Below are 17,066 nucleotides of genomic sequence, written 5' to 3' on the forward strand. Positions count from 1 at the left end.
CACAAGCGCCCCCCCCCCCGGCCACCCGCGCGGGCCCACACACGGAGGCGGGGGCCGCACCTGACACCGCTGGGGGCGGCGCCGACGCAACACCCCCGCCCCTCCCCTTTTCCTGTCCGTTCGGGCTACCCCCGGTCAGCGGCCCAGCAGCGCCGACTCGTCCGGCTTCAGGGGCGGTTCGTCCGAGATGGGCCCGCCGGCGGGCCGGGCGGCGAACCGCTGGGCGGCGGCGAACACATCCGGTGCCTGGAGTCGGGTCAGCGGCGCGGACAGCGTGGTGACCTCCATCGTCGCGGTCGCCACCGCAGGATCGTAGAGCGCCGCGGTCGAGACCAGTTCGGCGAACCGCCGGCCGGCCGGCGAGGGGTTGGCCAGCCGGGCGTCGGTGACGTCCGAGCGGCAGCCGGGATAGTCCAGGTCCAGGGTGGTCGCCAGGATCCACGCGTCGTCGATCGCCGCGCTCACCGCCCGCTGGACACGCCGGGCGAGCTGGGGTGCGAGGCCGCCGAGTCGGCGCAGCTCGCCGTCCAGGGCCAGCGCGCTCTGCGCGGCGCAGCTCATCCCGTGTCCGTACACGGGGTTGAAGGCGGCGAGCGCATCCCCGAGTACGGCGAAGCCCTCGGGCCAAGGGGTGACCTGTTCGTAGTGCAGGCGTCGGTTCGTCGTGCTGCGCGAGCCCTGGACCTCGGTGACCGGCTCGGCGGCGGCGATCAGGTCGCCGACGATCGAGTGCCGTGCCGCCGCGGCGAATTCGACGAAGCCCTCCTCGCCGTTCGGCGGTTCCGCGCCCCGGGTCCCGGAGATCGTGACGATCCACCGGCCGTCCTCGATCGGGACGAGCACCGCGCTCTGCCCCGGGCCGCCCGAGCGGTGGTCCGGATACACGCTGACCACGGGGAAGCCCTTCTCCGCCCCGGCGGGGGCCCGGAAGATCCGGCTGGAGTAGCGCAGCCCGACGTCCACGGTCTCCTCCCGCACGGGAGGAAGTCCCAGATCGGCCAGCCACTTCTTGGCCGGCGACCCGCGGCCCGTGGCGTCGACCACGAAGTCCGCCGCCAACTCGCTCGGTCCCGCCGAGCCGTCGCGCGGCTGGAGGCCGATCCCGGTCACCCGCCCGGCCTCGGTCAGCGGGGCGAGCACGTCCATCCCGTCGAGCACGGTGATCCGTGCATTGCGCAGCACGGTGTCCCGTACCGTCCAGTCGAGCAGCTCCCGACTACAGGTGATCATGAACTGGTCGCCGGGAAATCGCTGTTGCCAGCCGTACGCGGTCAGCGACACCACATCCGCGGGGAGCGCGACGCGGTGTGCGCCGGCGGCGAGCAGGCGCTCGGTCATGCCGGGGAGCAGGCGATCGATCGCCCGGGCGCCACCCGACATCAGCAGATGCGCGTGCCGCGCCTGTGGCAGGCCCTTGCGCGGGTAGGGCCCGTCGGGCATCGTGTCGCGGTCCACCACGGTCACGGAGTCCACGTGGTCGGCCAGCACGTGTGCGGTCAGCATGCCCGCGAGCCCGGCACCCAGCACCACGGCGCGCTTCGAGTCGGTCATCGGTACGCCACACCCTTCCAGTCGTCGTTCGCGGCAGTGCGGGCCCGCGTCATTCGGGGCCCAGGAACACCACGTCGGACCGGCCCCAGTAGCCCTGCATCCCGGTGATCAGGCCGTCGGCCCCGACCGTTACGGCCATGACGTAGTCGAACCGGATGCGTGTCCCCGGCCCGCTGTCCTCGGGCGGCGCGGGCACGAACCCCAGGCGCACCAGATTCGGGCCCCAGGGCAGGTAGTTCATGGTCGTGACGACCGGTACCGCGGCGGTGGTGCCGTCCTGCGCCGCCACCGGGACACCGAAGTCCTCGAAGGCCCGGCATTCGATGGCCGCGCCCGCGTGCGCGCGCAGTGCCTCGATCCCGGTCTGCAACCCGGTACCCACCGGGTCCTCGAAGCGCACGTGTGGCGAGTAGAGGGCGAGCAGCCCTTCCAGATCGGCGGCGTTCACCCGGCGACAGTGCTCCACCACCAGGTGTTTGCGCAGATTCTCATCGGGCACGACGACCTCCCGCTGCCCGCGCTTCGGCACGGGACGTAGTGGAGACAGGCATGATCGGACTGTGCCACGCGGGCCCGTCCGGAGTTCGCGCACAACGGCGGTTCAGGGGTGTGCCCGACGAAGTCAGGGGTCCCACCGCCGGCCGGCCGGCCGGCGGTTGCACCGAGGGCACCGGGTCCGGGTCACATGGTCACGTCGGTGGCGCCCCAGAAGGTCCGGGCCTCCTCGATCAGTCCGTCGTCGTCGATGCGGAACGTCATCACGGCGTCGACGGTGACCCGCTTGCGCTCGGGGTCCTCGACGTTGATCAGGTCGGCGGTGACCGCCGCGGCGACGTGCCGATCGTCGTGCGCGCCGACGATCGAGTTGACCGTGTCCTTGATGTCGGCCCCGTTGATGGTGACGTCGTAGAAGTGCCGCAGCGCCTGGTGGCCGCGGGTGACCGGGGCACCCAGCGGGTCCTCGATGTATCCGTCGCCGGCGAACATGGCGACCACCCCGTCGACGTCCCCGGCGTTGAGCCGGCGGTAGTACTCGGTGATGATCTTCTTGCGGGTCGGCTCGTCGGTCATGGTGCTCCCTCCGTCGGTGGCACTCGATCGGAACGCGCCCAGCCAGTACGGCTCGCGTTGGAACGGATAGGTCGGCAGGTCGATGCGCCGTGCGGACACTCCGCGGAACAGGTCGGTGTGGTCCGGGTCGACCCCGGCCACGTACAGCCGCGCCGGCGCCGACGCGAACGCCCCGGGTGCGAGCGCCGCGTCCGCGTACAGGTGCAGGGTGAGCGCCGCGCCGGTGTCGGGCCGATCCCGGTCCGGGGCGCCGAGATGCACGACCAGGTCGGTGTCGCGCGCCGCGAAAGTGCCGGTCGCCTCGATCGGTTCGCCGGCCGCGGGCGCGGAGCCGGTGAGCAGCGCCTCGGCGTCGAGGTTCGCGCCGTCGTCCGTCAGCACCGGAAGGCGCGCGGGCGCGACCGTGCGATCGGGCGACTCGTCGGCGCGACCGAGGGTCACGGCCGCCGCCTGACGCAGGGTCAGCGAGCCCCCGAGGTGGGCGGCGGCGATCCGGCCGATGCCGCGACCGACCAGCGCGTCCGGGCGCAGGCCCAGACTCTCCAGCAGCCGGTGGCCGGCGAGGTGCGCCGCGAACGTGGCCGCGGCGACGGGCGGTTCGTCGTCCGTGCCGGGCCGGGGCAGCGGCTCGTCCAGGTACGGCGCGAGGGCGGCCGCGGCCTCGTCCCAGGCGTGCGCGTAGGCCGGAAACGCGGCATACAGCGCGGCCTCGGCGTCGGCCGACCGCTCCCCGGCACCGGGCAGCAGGACCACCAGGCGGGCGCCCTCGTCGGCCGAGCGGCCGGTGAGCAGCGCGGGATGGGCGGCGCCGGCGGCCAACGCGGCCAGGGCGTCCAGGAGTTCCGCCCGGTCCCGGGCCGGGATCGCGGCGCGCTGCTCGAACGCGGTGCGGGTGGTGGCCAACGACCAGGCGACGTCGGCCGGAGTGAGGGTGTCGTCGCCGGCCAGCCGCTCGTGCAGCCGGCGGGCCAGTGCGGCCAGGGCCGGGGCGCTGCGGGCGGACAGCAGGCAGGGCGGCGGGGCCGATCCGCCGGCGGAGCCGTTCGTCGCGGGCGGTGCCGCGAGGGGTTCGTCGGGGGCCTGTTCCAGGATGAGGTGCACCTTGGTGCCGTTGCCGCCGAACGAGGAGACCCCGGCGCGGCGCGGGCGCCCGGTCTCCGGCCAGGCCACCGCCCGATGGGCCAGGGCGATGCCGCTGCCTTGCCAGTCGACGTCGGGCAGTGGTTCGGCGGCGTGCAACGCCTCGGGCACGACGCCGTGCCGGATGGCCAGGATCGTCTTGATGACGCCGACGACGCCGGAGGCGGCATGCGGGTGGCCGATGTTGGCCTTGACGCTGCCCAACCACAGCGGACGGTCGGCGGGACGGTGCCGGCCGTACGCGTCGATGACCGCCTCGGCCTCGACCGCGTCGCCCAGGGGGGTGCCGGTGCCGTGTGCCTCGACCACGTCGATGTCGGCCGGACCGAGACCGGCCTCGGCGAGGGCGAGTTGCATGACCTGGCTCTGCGAGGGGCCGTGCGGTGCGGTCAGTCCGTTGCTGGCGCCGTTGTGGTTCAGCGCCGAGCCGCGGATCACCGCGAGCACCGGGTGGCCGCGGCGACGCGCCTCGGAGAGGCGTTCGACGACCAGCATGCCGGCGCCCTCGCCCCATCCGGTGCCGTCGGCGTCCGCCGAGAAGGACTTGCAGCGGCCGTCGGAGGCGATGCCGCCGAGGTTCTCGTACGCGGCCGGGAACGCCAGCACGGTGACGCCACCGACCAGCGCGGAGGCGCACTCGCCGCGGCGCAGCGCCTGGCAGGCCAGGTGCAGCGCGACCCCGGAGGACGAGCAGCCGGTGTCGACGGCGAGGGTGGGCCCTTCGAGCCCGAAGGTGTAGGCGACCCGGGCGCAGGCGAACGGCGAACCGGCGCCGGAGGACACGTAGGGCAGACTCGCCTTCGGCACCTGCCGCAGGTCGGAGACGTAGTTCTGGAAGAAGGTGCCGAGGTAGACCCCGGTGCGCGAGCCGCGCAACCGACGCGGATCCTCGCCGGCACGCTCCCACGCCTCCCAGGCCAGTTCCAGCAACACCCGTTGCTGGGGGTCGATCACCAGCGCCTCGTCCGGGCCGATGTCGAAGAACGCCGGGTCGAATCCCGAGGCGCCGGTGATGAAGCCGCCCTGGGACAGCAGGCCGACGCCGGGCATCGCACTGTTCCAGGCGGCGAATCGGTCCAGGTTCCAGCCGCGATCGTCCGGGGCGGGCCCGATCGCGTCGCCGCCCGACACCAGCAGGTCCCACAACCGGTCCGGGGATTCGATGCCGCCCGGCAGCCGGCAACTCATCCCGACCACGACCACCGGGTCGTCCTCGCCGTCGGGTTCCGCGCGGCGGTCGGCGATCGGGGCGGTCGAGCCGACGGGCTCGGCCGGGTCCCCGGTGAGCCGGGTGCGCAGGTGCTGGGCGAGGGCGGTGGGGGTGGGGTGGTCGTAGATCAGGCCGACCGGCAGGCGCAGACCGGTGGCGGCGGCGATCCGGTTGCGCAGGTCGACCGAACTGAGCGAGTCGAAGCCCAACTCGCGGAAGGGCCGACCGGGCGCGACCGCGTCGCCGGTGGGATGACCGAGCACGGCCGCGGCCTGCCCGCGCACGATGTCGAGCAGGATGCGGGTGCGCTCGGCGGGGGGTTCGCCGGCCAGCCGGGCGGCGAGTTGCGGGTCCTCGCCCCGGGTGGCGCCGACGGCGCGCCGCACCGGGGTACGGAGCAGGCCGCGATACAGCGGCGGCGGCGGATTGCCGGCGAGTTGCCGGGAGAGCGCGCCGAGGTCGGTCGGCAGCGGTACGAACAGCGCGGTGTCGGTGCGGATCGCGGCGTCCAGGATGGCCAGGCCGTCCGCACTGGAGAGGGTGCCGAAGCCGGCGTCGACCATCCGGTCCCGGCCCGTGGGCTCTATGCGCCGGGTCAGCTCGCTCAGTTCCGCCCACATGCCCCAGGCCAGTGACGTGCCGGGCAGGCCCTCGGCCCGGCGGCGGGCGGCCAGGGCGTCCAGGAAGGTGTTGGCGGCGGCGTAGTTGGCCTGGCCGGCGGTGCCGAGCACCCCGGCGGCCGAGGAGAACAGCACGAACGCGGCCAGGGGCGCGGCGCGGGTGAGTTCGTCCAGGTGCAGCGCGGCGTCCACCTTGGGCCGGAAGACCGCGGCGACGCGTTGTGGGGTCAGCGCGTCCAGGACGGCGTCGTCGAGGACGGCGGCGGCGTGCACGACCGCGGTGAGCGGGTGGGCCGCGGGCACGGCGGCCAACACCGCGGCGAGCGCGTCCCGATCGGCCGCGTCGCATTCGGCGACGGTGACTTGGCCTCCCGACTCGCCCAGTTCGGCGACGAGTTCGCGGGCCCCGGGGGCATCCGCGCCGCGCCGGCTGAGCAACACCAGGTGCCGGATGCCGTGCCGGTGCACCAGGTGGCGGGCCACCAGCGCGCCGAGGGTGCCGGTGCCGCCGGTGATCAGCACGGTGCCGTTCGGGTCGAGCGGCGTGGGCTCCGCGGCGGGGGTGCCGGCGGCCCGGCCGAGCCGGGGCGCGAGCAGCCGGCCGGCGCGTACGGCCAGCCGGGGTTCCCCGGCCGCCAGGGCCGCGCGCAGCAGGTCGGCCGAGACGGGAGCGTCGGTGTCGAGCAGCACGACCCGACCGGGGTGTTCGGCGTCGGCCGAGCCGACCAGTCCCCACAGCGGCGAGCCGGCCAGGTCCGGAGCCTCGTCGGGGACCGCGGCGACCGCGGACCGGGTGAGCAGCACCAGGCGGCCGGCCGCGAGCGGTTCGTCGGCCAGGTACGCCCGCAGGAGTTCCAGCGTCGCGCCCGCGACGGCCTCGGGTCCGCAGTCCTCGACGACGACCGGGACGACGACGGTGTCCGGGACGCGGGCACCCGCGGCGACCGCCGCGGTCAGCGCGGCCAGATCGCGGTGCACGTACACCTCGGCGTCCGGATCGCGCAGCGCGGCGGACAGCCCGGCCCGGTCCGGGCCCTCGGCGAGCACCGCCCAGGTCCCGGGTACCGGCTCCGGCGCCACCGTCACCGGGGCCCACTCGACGGTGAACAGCGTGTCGCGCGGCAGGCCCGCGCCGGCCGTCGGCCCCGGGGCGGCCACCTGCTCGAACACCACCGGGCCGAGGTCGGCCAGTGGTTGCCCGGCCGCGTCGGCGAGCGTCACGGTGACCGTGCCGTCGGCGCCGGGACGCAGGTGCACCCGGGCGCTGTCGGCGCCGGTGGCGTGTACCGCGACGCGACCGAGCGAGGTGGGCAACAGGGTGTGCCCGGTGTCGTCCGCCGGCGCCGGGCGGGCCAGGTGCCAGGCCCGGAGCGCGGCGTCCAACAACGCGGGGTGGATGCGGTAGCCGCGCACCGCACCGGAGTCGGTGTCGAGCAGCACGTCGGCGAAAACCTCGTCGCCGCGCTGCCACAACCCGCGGATCACCGCCGGGTCGGACCCGCCGTCGCGCTCCGGCAGCGGCAGCGGGTCGGCGTCCCGGGGCGGCCAATCGTGGTCCGCGGCGGCGGCCGGGGGAGGCGACGCGGCGGTGAGGGTGGCGCTCGCATGGCGGACCCAGCGGCCGTCCGCGACGGCGGGATGGCGGGCATGCACGGTCAGGGTGCGGCCGGCCCGGGCCGCGGTCACCTGGATGCGGGTGGCACCGTCCGCGGCCGGCACCGACGGCCGGTCCAGAGTCAGGTCCGCCACGCCGGCGTCGACCTCGTCGGCCGCGCGCACCGCCAACTCCGCCAGGGTGCCGGCGCCGAGCGTGGGCACCGCGCCGGCGCCGGCGCGCCCGAGCGGGTCGAGGGCGTCGACGGTGCCGGTGAGCACGACCGTGTCGTGGTCGGCCAACTCCACCGCGGCGCCCAGAATCGGATGGTCGGCCGGGTCCAGGCCCAGCGCGGCGGGTTCGGCCGTGTTCGGGCCGGGCGAGAGCCAGTAGCGGGCGCCCTGGAACGGATAGGTGGGCAGGGCGACATCCGCGGTGTCGATCCCGGCGAACAGCGGGCCGAGGTCGATCCGGGCGCCGCGGACCGCCGCCTCGCCCAGCGAGGTGCGAAAGCGCAGCAGCGAGTCGTCGTCTCGGCGCAGCGTCGCGACGACGGCGGCGTCCGCCTCGGCGTGCTCGGCGCACTCCTCGATGGCCGCCGTGAGCACCGGGTGCGGGCCGACTTCGACGAAGACACCGTGCCCGCTCGCGAGCAGCGCGCGCACGCCCTCCTCCAGCAGCACGGTCCGGCGCAGATTGCGATACCAGTAGTCGGCGTCCAGCAGCGCCGTGTCGATCCAGTCGCCGGTGACGGTGGACCGGAACGGCACCGCGCAGGTGCGGGGCGTGATGTCCGCCAGGTCCGCGATCAGCCGGTCGCGCAGCGACTCCACCTGCGCGGAATGCGAGGCGTAGTCGACGGGGATCCGGCGCACCCGCACCTCGTCGGCCTCGCAGGACCGGACGAAAGCGTCGAGTTGCCCCGGCAGCCCGGAGACGACGGTGGAGCGGGGGCCGTTGTGGGCGGCGATCGACAACCGCAGGCCGGCGCGCTCGCAACGAGCCTGCACCTCGGCGACCGGCAGCGCCACCGATGCCATCCCGCCGTGTCCGGCCAAGGAGGCGGCGATGGCCCGGCTGCGCAGCGCGACGACCTTGGCGCCGTCCTCCAGCGACAGGGCGCCGGCCACGCAGGCCGCGGCGATCTCGCCCTGGGAGTGACCCAGGACGGCGGCCGGCCGCACGCCGTGGTCCTGCCACAGCCGGGCCAGCGAGACCAGTACCGCCCACAGGGCGGGTTGCACGAGGTCGACCCGGGCCAGGGCGGCCTCGTCGTCCAGCAGCTCGGTCAACCGTCGGTCGATCCAGGGCGCGAGGGCCTGCTCGCACTCGGCGAGGTGGGCGGCGAACTCCGGGCTCTCGCGGCGCAGTCGGCCGGCCATCCCGGTCCACTGCGAGCCCTGGCCGGGGAAGACGAAGACCACCTTGCCGCGGACCACGGCGGGCCCCTCGACCAGCAGTGCGGACGCCGTGCCGGACTCCAGTGCGTGCAGCGGCTCGTGGGCTCGGTCCGAGTCCTCGACCAGGACGACCGCCCGGTGCTCGAAGGCGGTCCGGGTGCGGGCCAGGGCGGCGCCCACCCGCGCGGGGTCCGGCCGCGCCTCGCCGGCGCACCAGCGGGCCAGTTGTCCGGCCCGGGCCCGCAACGCCTGCGGGGTGGCCGCCGACAACAACCACGGCACCGGTCCGCGGCCGAGCGGCCCGGCCGGACGCTGCTCCGGGGGCTCGGCCGGCGGTGGGTCGTCCTGCGGATCGGCCTGCTCCAGGATGACGTGCGCGTTGGTGCCGCTGAGTCCGAACGAGGAGACCGCGGCGCGCCGCGGCCGGTCCACCGGCGGCCAGTCGCGGGCTTCGTCGGCGAGCCGGACCTCCCCGGCGGACCAGTCGATGTGCGGGGAGGGGGCGTCGACGTGCAGCGTGCGCGGCACGTGTGCGTGGCGCACCGCCAGGACGGTCTTGATCACCCCCGCGATGCCCGAAGCGGCCTGGGAGTGACCGATGTTGGACTTGATCGACCCCAGCCACAGCGGCCGTTGCGGGTCCCGGTCGCGGCCGTAGGTGGCCAGCAGGGCCTGGGCCTCGATCGGGTCGCCCAACGTGGTGCCGGTGCCGTGCGCCTCGACCACGTCGATCTGGTCGGGGGTGAGTCCGGCATCGGCCAGGGCGGCCCGGATGACGCGCTGCTGGGAGGGGCCGTTGGGGGCGGTCAGCCCGTTCGACGCGCCGTCCTGGTTGACCGCCGAACCCCGCAGTACGGCCAGCACCCGGCGGCCGTTGCGGCGCGCGTCGGAGAGTCGTTCGAGCAACAGCAGGCCGGCGCCCTCGGCCCAGGAGGTTCCGTCGGCCGCGGCGGCGAAGGGCTTGCAGCGGCTGTTCGGGGCCATCATGCCCTGGCTGCCGAACCCGAAGAAGATGCTCGCGGTGGACATCACGGTCACGCCGCCGGCCAGGGCCAACGAGCACTCGCCGGTGCGCAGCGCCTGGGCGGCCAGGTGCAGCGCGACCAGCGAGGAGGAGCAGGCGGTGTCCACGGTGACCGCGGGGCCCTCCAGTCCGTAGACGTAGGAGAGTCGGCCCGACATGACGCTGCCGGCGGTGCCGCTGACCAGATGGCCGGCCACCCCCTCGGGCAGTTCCGTGACGCCGGTGCCGTAACCGGTGGCCGTGGCGCCGATGAAGACGCCGGTCCGGCTGCGCTTCAACGAGGACGGCACGATGCCGACGCTTTCGAAGACCTCCCACGAGGTCTCCAGCAGGAGCCGCTGCTGGGGGTCCATCGCCAGCGCCTCGCGCGGCGCGATGCCGAACACGGCGGCGTCGAAGCGGTCGGCGTGATCGATGAAACCGCCCTGCGGGAGCGCGCCGATGCCGATGCCGGTCGCGGCCAGGTCGAGCACCTGCTGCTTCCAGCCGCGATCGTCGGGCAGGTCCCCGATGGCGTCGGTGCCCTCGACGACCAGTCGCCACAGATCCTGCGGGTCGGCCACCGAGCCGGGGAAGCGGCAGCTCATGCCCACGATCGCGATCGGTTCACCGGCGCCGTCGGCCAGTTCCGCGTTGCGCGCGCTGAGCTGCTCGTTCCGGGCCTGCAGTTCCTCGTTCCGGGTCAACGACGCCCGGAGTGCCTCGACGAGCCGATCGGGGGAGGCGGTCACGCCGAACCCCGCTCGTCGCGGCGACGGGACGGGGCGGCTGCTCGGGCCGGCGGGTGTTCGGCCGGCCCGCGCATCGTCCCCCGTTCCGGCACCACACCCCGGGGGCGCGATTCGGTCACCCGTGCGGAAACAGTCGGAAAACGATGCATGGAGGACTCCCGTTTCGCCGACGGTGCCGGCGGACGATCACCACAGGACTGTCCTCAAGCTAATCGGCGCGATATCGGAACCCGACCCCATCTTTGGGCCGGGCAATCCCCTCATGCCCGGCGCGGACCCCCTACCGGGCCCGAACCGCGCTCGTCGAGCAACTCGCGGGCCCGGTGGGCGGCTCGGGCGACGAGCGACTCCAGGGCGCCCGCCGGGATCCCGGGCGGCGGCGTGATCCGCACCGACGGCACGGTGTCCGGCACCGGCGGCGGGTCGGCGGGCAACGGGTCGACCGGGCGGTACGCCTCCCGGGCGGCGACCCCCGGCGCGGCGGCCGGCGAGCCGGGTGCCCGGGTGCCCGGGTCCCGCGCGCGCAGGCCGTCCAGGAACGCCCGTTCGCCCCGCCCGCGGAGCAGCAACAACACGAACGGGTCGGCGTCCAGCAGCCAGGCCGCCTGGTAGCACAGCGCGGCGGCATGTCGGCAGGGCAACTCCCAGTCCGGGCAGTCGCAATCCGGATCCAGATCGCCGATGCCCGGGAGCAGCGGTACGTCCGCGTCCTCGGCCGCCGCGACCAGCTCCTGCGGCATGTCCCGGTCCAGGAGCGCGGCCAGATGCCCGGACTTGGCGGCCACCTGGTCGAGGAAACGATCCCACCGCGCGTCGGTGAGCCGCTCGATGTGCACGGCCGTCTCGTACTGCGACCCGTCCGCGTCGTGCACGGACGCGGCGATCCGGCCCGGGCCGACGGTGATCGGGCCGACCCGACCGGAGCCGGCGTACGCGCGCCCCTTGCGCAGCGGCTCGCCGGAGAGCGCGGCCTCCTCCAGGGCGTCGGTCCAGGCGTGGCCCCACCAGGTGGTGCCCCTGGCACCGCGGCTGCGGCGTGGGGCGAACGCGGGGAAGACGCGGGCCGGTTCGGTGATCATCGGCTGCTCCTGAGCTCGACCAGGTTCGCGAGTTCGGTGTCGGAGAGTTCGGTGAGTGCGGCCTCGCCGCCGGTGAGCACCGAGTCGGCCAGCGCCCGCTTGTCGCGCAACATCGCGGCGATCCGGTCCTCGATGGTGCCTTCGGCGATGAAGCGGTGCACCTGGACCGGCCGGGTCTGGCCGATCCGGTACGCGCGGTCGGTGGCCTGTTCCTCGACGGCCGGATTCCACCAGCGGTCGTAGTGCACGACATGGTCGGCCCGGGTGAGGTTGAGCCCGGTGCCGGCGGCCTTGAGCGAGAGCAGGAACACCGGTACCGCGCCGTCCTGGAAACGGGCGACCAGGGCGTCGCGGCGGGTCGGCGCGGTGCCGCCGTGCAGGAGTTGGTTGCCGATGCCGCGCCCGTCCAGGTGCTTGGCCAGCAGCCGGGCCATCGTGACGTACTGGGTGAAGACCAGGACCGAGCCGTCCTCGGCGAGGATCGTGTCGAGCAACTCGTCGAGCAGTTCGAGCTTGCCGGAGCGACCGTCGAGGCGGGGCTCGGGTTCCTTGAGGTATTGCGCGGGGTGGTTGCAGATCTGCTTGAGCCCGGTGAGCAGGCCGATGATGTGCCCACGCCGGGCCATGCCGGTGCTCTCCCGCAGTCCGGCCATCGCCTCGCGCACCGCCGCCTCGTACAGGCCGGCCTGCTCGCGGGTGAGCGACACCGGCTGGTCGGTTTCGGTCTTGGCGGGCAGTTCCGGCGCGATGCCCGGATCGCTCTTGCGCCGGCGGAGCAGGAACGGCGCGATCAGTCGGCCCAGTCGCTCGGCCGTGGGACCGTCCCGATCGGCCTCGACCGGCTTGACCCAGCGACGGCGGAACGCGGCCAGGCCGCCGAGCAGGCCGGGGGTGGTCCAGTCCAGGATCGCCCACAACTCGGACAGCCGGTTCTCCACCGGGGTGCCGGTGAGCGCGATCCGCGCCTGCGCGGGGATCGTGCGCAGCGCCTTGGCGGTGCCCGAGGTGTGGTTCTTGACGTGTTGCGCCTCGTCCGCGACCACCAGGCCCCACGGCACGTCGGCCAGCCGCGCCCGGTCCAGGCGCATCGTGCCGTAGGTGGTGAGCACGAAGCCGTCGACGAGGTCGTCCAGGGTGCGGCCGGTGCCGTGGAAGCGGCGCACCGGCGTGCCCGGCGCGAAGCGCTCGATCTCCCGCTGCCAGTTGCCCAGCAGCGATGCCGGGCAGACCACCAGGGTCGGCGCCGGGCCGGCCGGGTCGGCGCCGTCGAGCGCCGCGGCCCGCCGGTGCAGGTGCAGCGCGATCAGCGTGACGGTCTTGCCCAGGCCCATGTCGTCGGCCAGGCAACCGCCCAGACCCAGCGAGGTCATCCGGTCCAGCCAGCGCAGGCCGCGCAGTTGGTAGTCGCGCAGGGTGGCGGCGAGCGCCTTGGGCGCGGCGATCGGCTCGGCACCGCCGTCCGGATCGGCGAGCCGCTCGCGCAATTCGTCCAGCCACGCCGAGGTGCCCACCTCGATGCGCTTGCCGGCCACCTCGATGCCGCCGGTCAGCGCCGCGGTGAGCGCCTCGATCGGGGTGAGCGGCTTGATCGAGCGGTTGCGGGCCTTGGCGATCAGGGCCGGGTCGACCAGCACCCACCGGTCGCGCAGGCGCACCACGGGTCGGTGCGACTCGGCCAGCGCGTGCATCTCGGCGGCGGTCAACACCTGCTCGCCCAGGGCGAGTTGCCAGTCGAAGCCGAGTGGGGTGTCGCCGCCGAGGAAGGCGCGCAGGTCGCCGGGCGGCCCGTCGTGCGCGCCGACCACGGCCCGGGCGGTGAGATCGCGCACCAGGTCGCGCGGCCAGTGCACCTCGACCCCCGCCGCGGCCAGGCGCGCGGTGGCGGCGCCGAGCAGCGCGCCGAGGTCGTCGTCGCCGACCACCACCCGGTCCGGCACGCCGGCGTTCAACAGCGGCTCCAGCGCGGGCCACACCCGGGCGGCCCGACGCAGCGCGAGCAGCACGTCCAGCCGGGCCCGTTCGCCGAAGCGCGGGTCGGTGCCGGTCCACAGGGTGTCCGCGTCGATCACCGCGCTCGGATCGGCGAGCGAGTGCACCTGGACGATCGCCCGGAACGGCGCGTGTTCGATGTCGTGCGTCTCCAGCCGCAACGAGATCCGTACGCCGGTGTCGACGTCGGCGGCGATTCGATCCGACCAGGAGCGCAACTCGGGCAGCCGGTGCGGGTCGGTGGCGGCGAACGCGCCGGCGAGCCCGCCCCGCGGCGCGGCGGCGGTGCGCGGCATCGTGTCGGCGACCGCGTCCAGGAAGGCCCGGATCAACGGCGCCGCCTCCGGCAACAACGCGCCGCCCCCCGTCGGCATCGCCCGGGCCTCACCCGGCATCGCGTCGGCGAGCGCCCGCACCCGCTCCACGTCGGCGGCGTCCAGCGGCCCGGCCCGCCACGCGTCGTGGTCGCCGGGAGAGAGGCCGGGCAACATCCGGCCGCGGGCCACCAGTTGCAGGGCGAGCACGGTGGCCGCCCCCCAGAACGCGGCGGCCGGGTGGGCGTCGGCGGTCCGGCGGGCCCGGGAGAGCAGCCGGACCGCGTCGGCGACCGGCACCAGGACGGCGGGGTGGACCTGCTCGGTGCCGTCGGCGTCGAGCACGGTGACGGTGTCGGTGCCGTCGGCGTGCGGCCAGAACGCGACGGTCCCGGCGCGGGGCGGGTCGGCCGGCGCGAAGGTGGCGGCGTGCCGGATCAGGTCGGTCGGGGCGTGCGTGCTGCGGGTGTCGATGTTCGCTACTCCTGCGGTGCGGGGGATTCCGGGGCGACGGCCGGTGCGGGCCGGCGCGAGCGGATCAGGGTCTCGATGCCGTCCAGGACCAGACCCAGGCCGAACTCGAAGCCCGCGTCGGGGGCCTCCTCGTAGCTGCCGGCGGCCCAGACCCGGGTGAGGGTGGGGAAGCGGGCGGGTTGGATGAGCCGTTCCAGATACGGCGTGCTCTCCGCCCACCAGTCCTCGTAGCCCACGCCGCTGGTGACCGCGTCCCGATTGACGTCGACGGCGACCTGGGTGATGCCGCGGACGTACGCGTCGACGAGCCCGACGACGTGGGTCATCTCGGCCTCGGTGAGGCCGAGATCGGCGACGGTGCGCAGCGCCGAATCGGCCCGGGCGGTGACCTGCGGGCCCATCAACAGCAGGCCGGGGCCCCACAGTTGCACCACCCACGGATGCCGCTGGGCGAGCGCGTGGTCGGCGCGCGCGTGCCGTTCCAGCGCGGTGCGCCAGTCGAGCCCGGCCGCGTCGGGCAGTGCGGACTCGCCGAGCACGGTGTCGAACATGACGTGCAGCAGTTCGGCCTTGCCCGGCACGTAGGTGTACAGCGACATGGTGCCCACGCCGAGTCGCTCGGCGACCGCGCGCATGGACAGCGCGCCGATCCCGTCGGCGTCGGCGATCTCCACGGCCGCCCGCACGATGCGATCCACGGTGAGCCCCTGCTTGGGGCCGCGGGTGGGTCCCTCGCCGGTGCGCCACAACAATGCGAGGGTGCGGGCCGGATCGGCGCGCCCACTCTTCTCTCGTGCCACGTACGTACCTTCTCCCGAAAACTCCGTAGAGCGTACGGTACGTCATCCGGAGTTGATCGACAAGCTTGATCGACCGGCTGATCGACCGGCTGATCGAACGGCGCCGCAAGCCCTCGGAAGCTCTTGCGCGCCAACTCCGTATGACGTACGGTACGGCGTACGAGACAACTTCGTATCTTGTACGGAGTCGGCTCGCGAACGCCTTCCCGTGCGGTTCGATCGAACGCGACGGGCGACACACGAAGGGGCCCACATGCCACTGGCGATCTCCGCCGAAGGTGTGACCAAGACGCGCGGCGCCACCCGGGCGCTGGACGGATTCGATCTGGAGGTGCCGACCGGCACGGTGCACGGACTGCTCGGCCCCAACGGCGCGGGCAAGACCACGGCGGTGCGGATCCTGACCACGCTGCTGGGTCCGGACGGCGGACGGGCCGAGGTGGCCGGATTCGACGTGCTGCGAGACGCGGCGCGGGTGCGCACCCGGATCGGGCTGCTCGGGCAGTACGCCGCATTGGACGAGGTGCTCGGCGGACGGCAGAACCTGGAGATGTTCGGCCGGCTGTACCGCCTGGGCGCCCGCGCGGCCCGGGCCCGGGCGGACGAGTTGTTGGCGCGGTTCGCGCTGACCGACGTCGCCGAACGCGCGGTGACCACCTACTCGGGCGGCATGCGTCGCCGGCTGGACCTGGCCGCGTCGCTGATCCAGGCACCCGAGGTGCTCTTCCTGGACGAGCCGACCACCGGGCTCGACCCGCGGGGCCGCACCGAGGTGTGGGAGGCGGTGCGCGAACTGGTCGCGGGCGGCACGACCGTGCTGCTGACCACGCAATACCTGGAGGAGGCGGATCGGCTCGCGGACACCATCTCGGTGGTCGACCACGGCCGGGTGATCGCCCGCGGCACGCCCACCGAGCTCAAGTCCCGACTCGGCGGCGACCGGATCGACGTGGTGGTCCGCGAACCGCTCGACCTGAGCGCCGCGGCGACGATCCTGGCCGGCGTCGGCAACGGCAACCCGGAGGTCCGGGCCGACGAGCGCCGAGTGGGCATCGCGATCACCGACCGGGTGAGTGCGCTCACCGCCACCGTGCGGGCACTGCACGACGCCGGCATCGAGGCCGAGGACATCGCGCTGCGCCGACCCACCCTGGACGAGGTCTTCCTGACCATCACCGGCGTGCGCCGGGACGAACGACCGGTCGAGCACGCGCACGGGTCGCGCCGGGCGGGCAGACCCGACACGGGCGACGCGAAGGAGGCGGCGGCATGAGCGCCGCGCTGCGCCGGGCCCTCCCGGACACCTGGACGCTGACCCGCCGTACCTTCGCGCACTGGGCCAGGCAGCCCGCGCCGGTGCTGGTCGGGCTGCTGTTCCCGGTGCTGATGGTGCTGATGTTCGGCTACCTGTTCGGCGGCGGGATGGACGTGCCGGGCGGTGGTGACTACCGCGAGTTCCTGTTGCCGGGCATGTTCGCGATGACGATGGTCTTCGGAATCGAATCCACCTTCACCGCGGTCGCCGGCGACGCGGCGCGCGGGGTCACCGACCGATTCCGGTCGATGCCGATGTCGCACTCGGCCGTGGTCGGCGGGCGGGTGCTCGCCGACATGGTGCACGCCGCCGTCGGGCTGGCGGTGCTGATCTGCTGCGGGCTCGCGGTGGGTTGGCGGTGGCACGAGGGGCCCGCGCGAGCGGCGCTCGCCGTCGCGATGTTGCTGATGTTGCGGCTCGCGGTGTTGTGGCTGGGCATCTACCTGGCGCTGCGCGCCAAGGGGCCCGAGTCGGTCGCGGTCCTGCAGATCCTGGTCTGGCCGCTGGGCTTCCTGTCCAACGTGTTCGTCTCGCCCGACACGATGCCGGGTTGGCTGGGCACGGTCGCCGAGTGGAACCCGCTCTCCGCGAGCGCGGGCGCCGGCCGCGAACTGTTCGGCAATCCCGGCTGGTCCGGCGGCGGCTGGGTCGCCGATCACACGATCCTGATGGCCTTCGGCTGGCCGCTCGTGCTGATTGCCGTCTTCGCGCCGCTGTCGGTGCGACGGTATCGCGGACTCGGCCGCTGACCCGG

General features: G+C 74.4%; 8 protein-coding genes. 2 read left to right on the forward strand and 6 right to left on the reverse strand.

Translation table 11 applies throughout. The features are described 5' to 3' along the window. Positions 1-135: 135 nt before the first annotated feature. The 6 genes from ACH4U8_RS42215 to ACH4U8_RS42240 form a co-directional block, all read right to left on the reverse strand. The gene (locus ACH4U8_RS42215; protein ID WP_395783649.1) at positions 136-1,551 is read right to left on the reverse strand and encodes an NAD(P)/FAD-dependent oxidoreductase; all 1,416 of its coding nucleotides are present in this window, start codon (positions 1,549-1,551) and stop codon (positions 136-138) included. A gap of 49 nt (positions 1,552-1,600) precedes the next feature. After that, entirely contained in the window at positions 1,601-2,050 is a 450-nt protein-coding gene (locus ACH4U8_RS42220; protein ID WP_360315121.1) for a nuclear transport factor 2 family protein, read from the reverse strand. Between the two features lie 182 nt (positions 2,051-2,232). Continuing rightward, positions 2,233-10,341, reverse strand: coding sequence for an SDR family NAD(P)-dependent oxidoreductase (locus ACH4U8_RS42225; RefSeq protein WP_395783651.1), 8,109 nt, complete (start codon positions 10,339-10,341; stop codon positions 2,233-2,235). A 260-nt stretch (positions 10,342-10,601) separates the two neighbouring features. Beyond that, entirely contained in the window at positions 10,602-11,420 is an 819-nt protein-coding gene (locus ACH4U8_RS42230; protein ID WP_395783653.1) for an SWIM zinc finger family protein, read from the reverse strand. Next, complete coding sequence (locus tag ACH4U8_RS42235) at positions 11,417-14,068, reverse strand: DEAD/DEAH box helicase (protein ID WP_395783655.1); 2,652 nt, start codon at positions 14,066-14,068, stop codon at positions 11,417-11,419. Before ACH4U8_RS42235 ends, ACH4U8_RS42230 begins: the two co-directional genes overlap by 4 nt. Before the next feature lie 134 nt (positions 14,069-14,202). Next, positions 14,203-14,997 carry a TetR/AcrR family transcriptional regulator gene (locus ACH4U8_RS42240; protein WP_395783657.1) on the reverse strand — a complete coding sequence of 265 codons (795 nt, stop codon included), beginning with the start codon at positions 14,995-14,997 and terminating at the stop codon, positions 14,203-14,205. A 253-nt stretch (positions 14,998-15,250) separates the two neighbouring features. On the opposite strand from ACH4U8_RS42240, the gene ACH4U8_RS42245 reads away from it, so the two are divergent. Beyond that, positions 15,251-16,270 (forward strand): ATP-binding cassette domain-containing protein, encoded by a 1,020-nt coding sequence (locus tag ACH4U8_RS42245; RefSeq protein ID WP_395783659.1) that lies wholly within the window; start codon positions 15,251-15,253, stop codon positions 16,268-16,270. Then, positions 16,267-17,061, forward strand: a complete 795-nt coding sequence (locus tag ACH4U8_RS42250; RefSeq protein ID WP_360315130.1) for an ABC transporter permease — start codon at positions 16,267-16,269, stop codon at positions 17,059-17,061. The genes ACH4U8_RS42245 and ACH4U8_RS42250 overlap by 4 nt, the downstream gene beginning before the upstream one ends. Positions 17,062-17,066: the final 5 nt, after the last annotated feature.

Source organism: Embleya sp. NPDC020886 (genome assembly GCF_044333915.1).
Taxonomy (GTDB): domain Bacteria; phylum Actinomycetota; class Actinomycetes; order Streptomycetales; family Streptomycetaceae; genus Embleya.

What these genes read in the sequence shown, in the direction of transcription:
- ACH4U8_RS42215 (WP_395783649.1), bottom strand. Translation starts at nt 1,551, where the DNA reads ATGACCGACTCGAAGCGCGCCGTGGTGCTGGGTGCCGGGCTCGCGGGC.
- ACH4U8_RS42230 (WP_395783653.1), bottom strand. Translation starts at nt 11,420, where the DNA reads ATGATCACCGAACCGGCCCGCGTCTTCCCCGCGTTCGCCCCACGCCGC.
- ACH4U8_RS42245 (WP_395783659.1), top strand. Translation starts at nt 15,251, where the DNA reads ATGCCACTGGCGATCTCCGCCGAAGGTGTGACCAAGACGCGCGGCGCC.
- ACH4U8_RS42250 (WP_360315130.1), top strand. Translation starts at nt 16,267, where the DNA reads ATGAGCGCCGCGCTGCGCCGGGCCCTCCCGGACACCTGGACGCTGACC.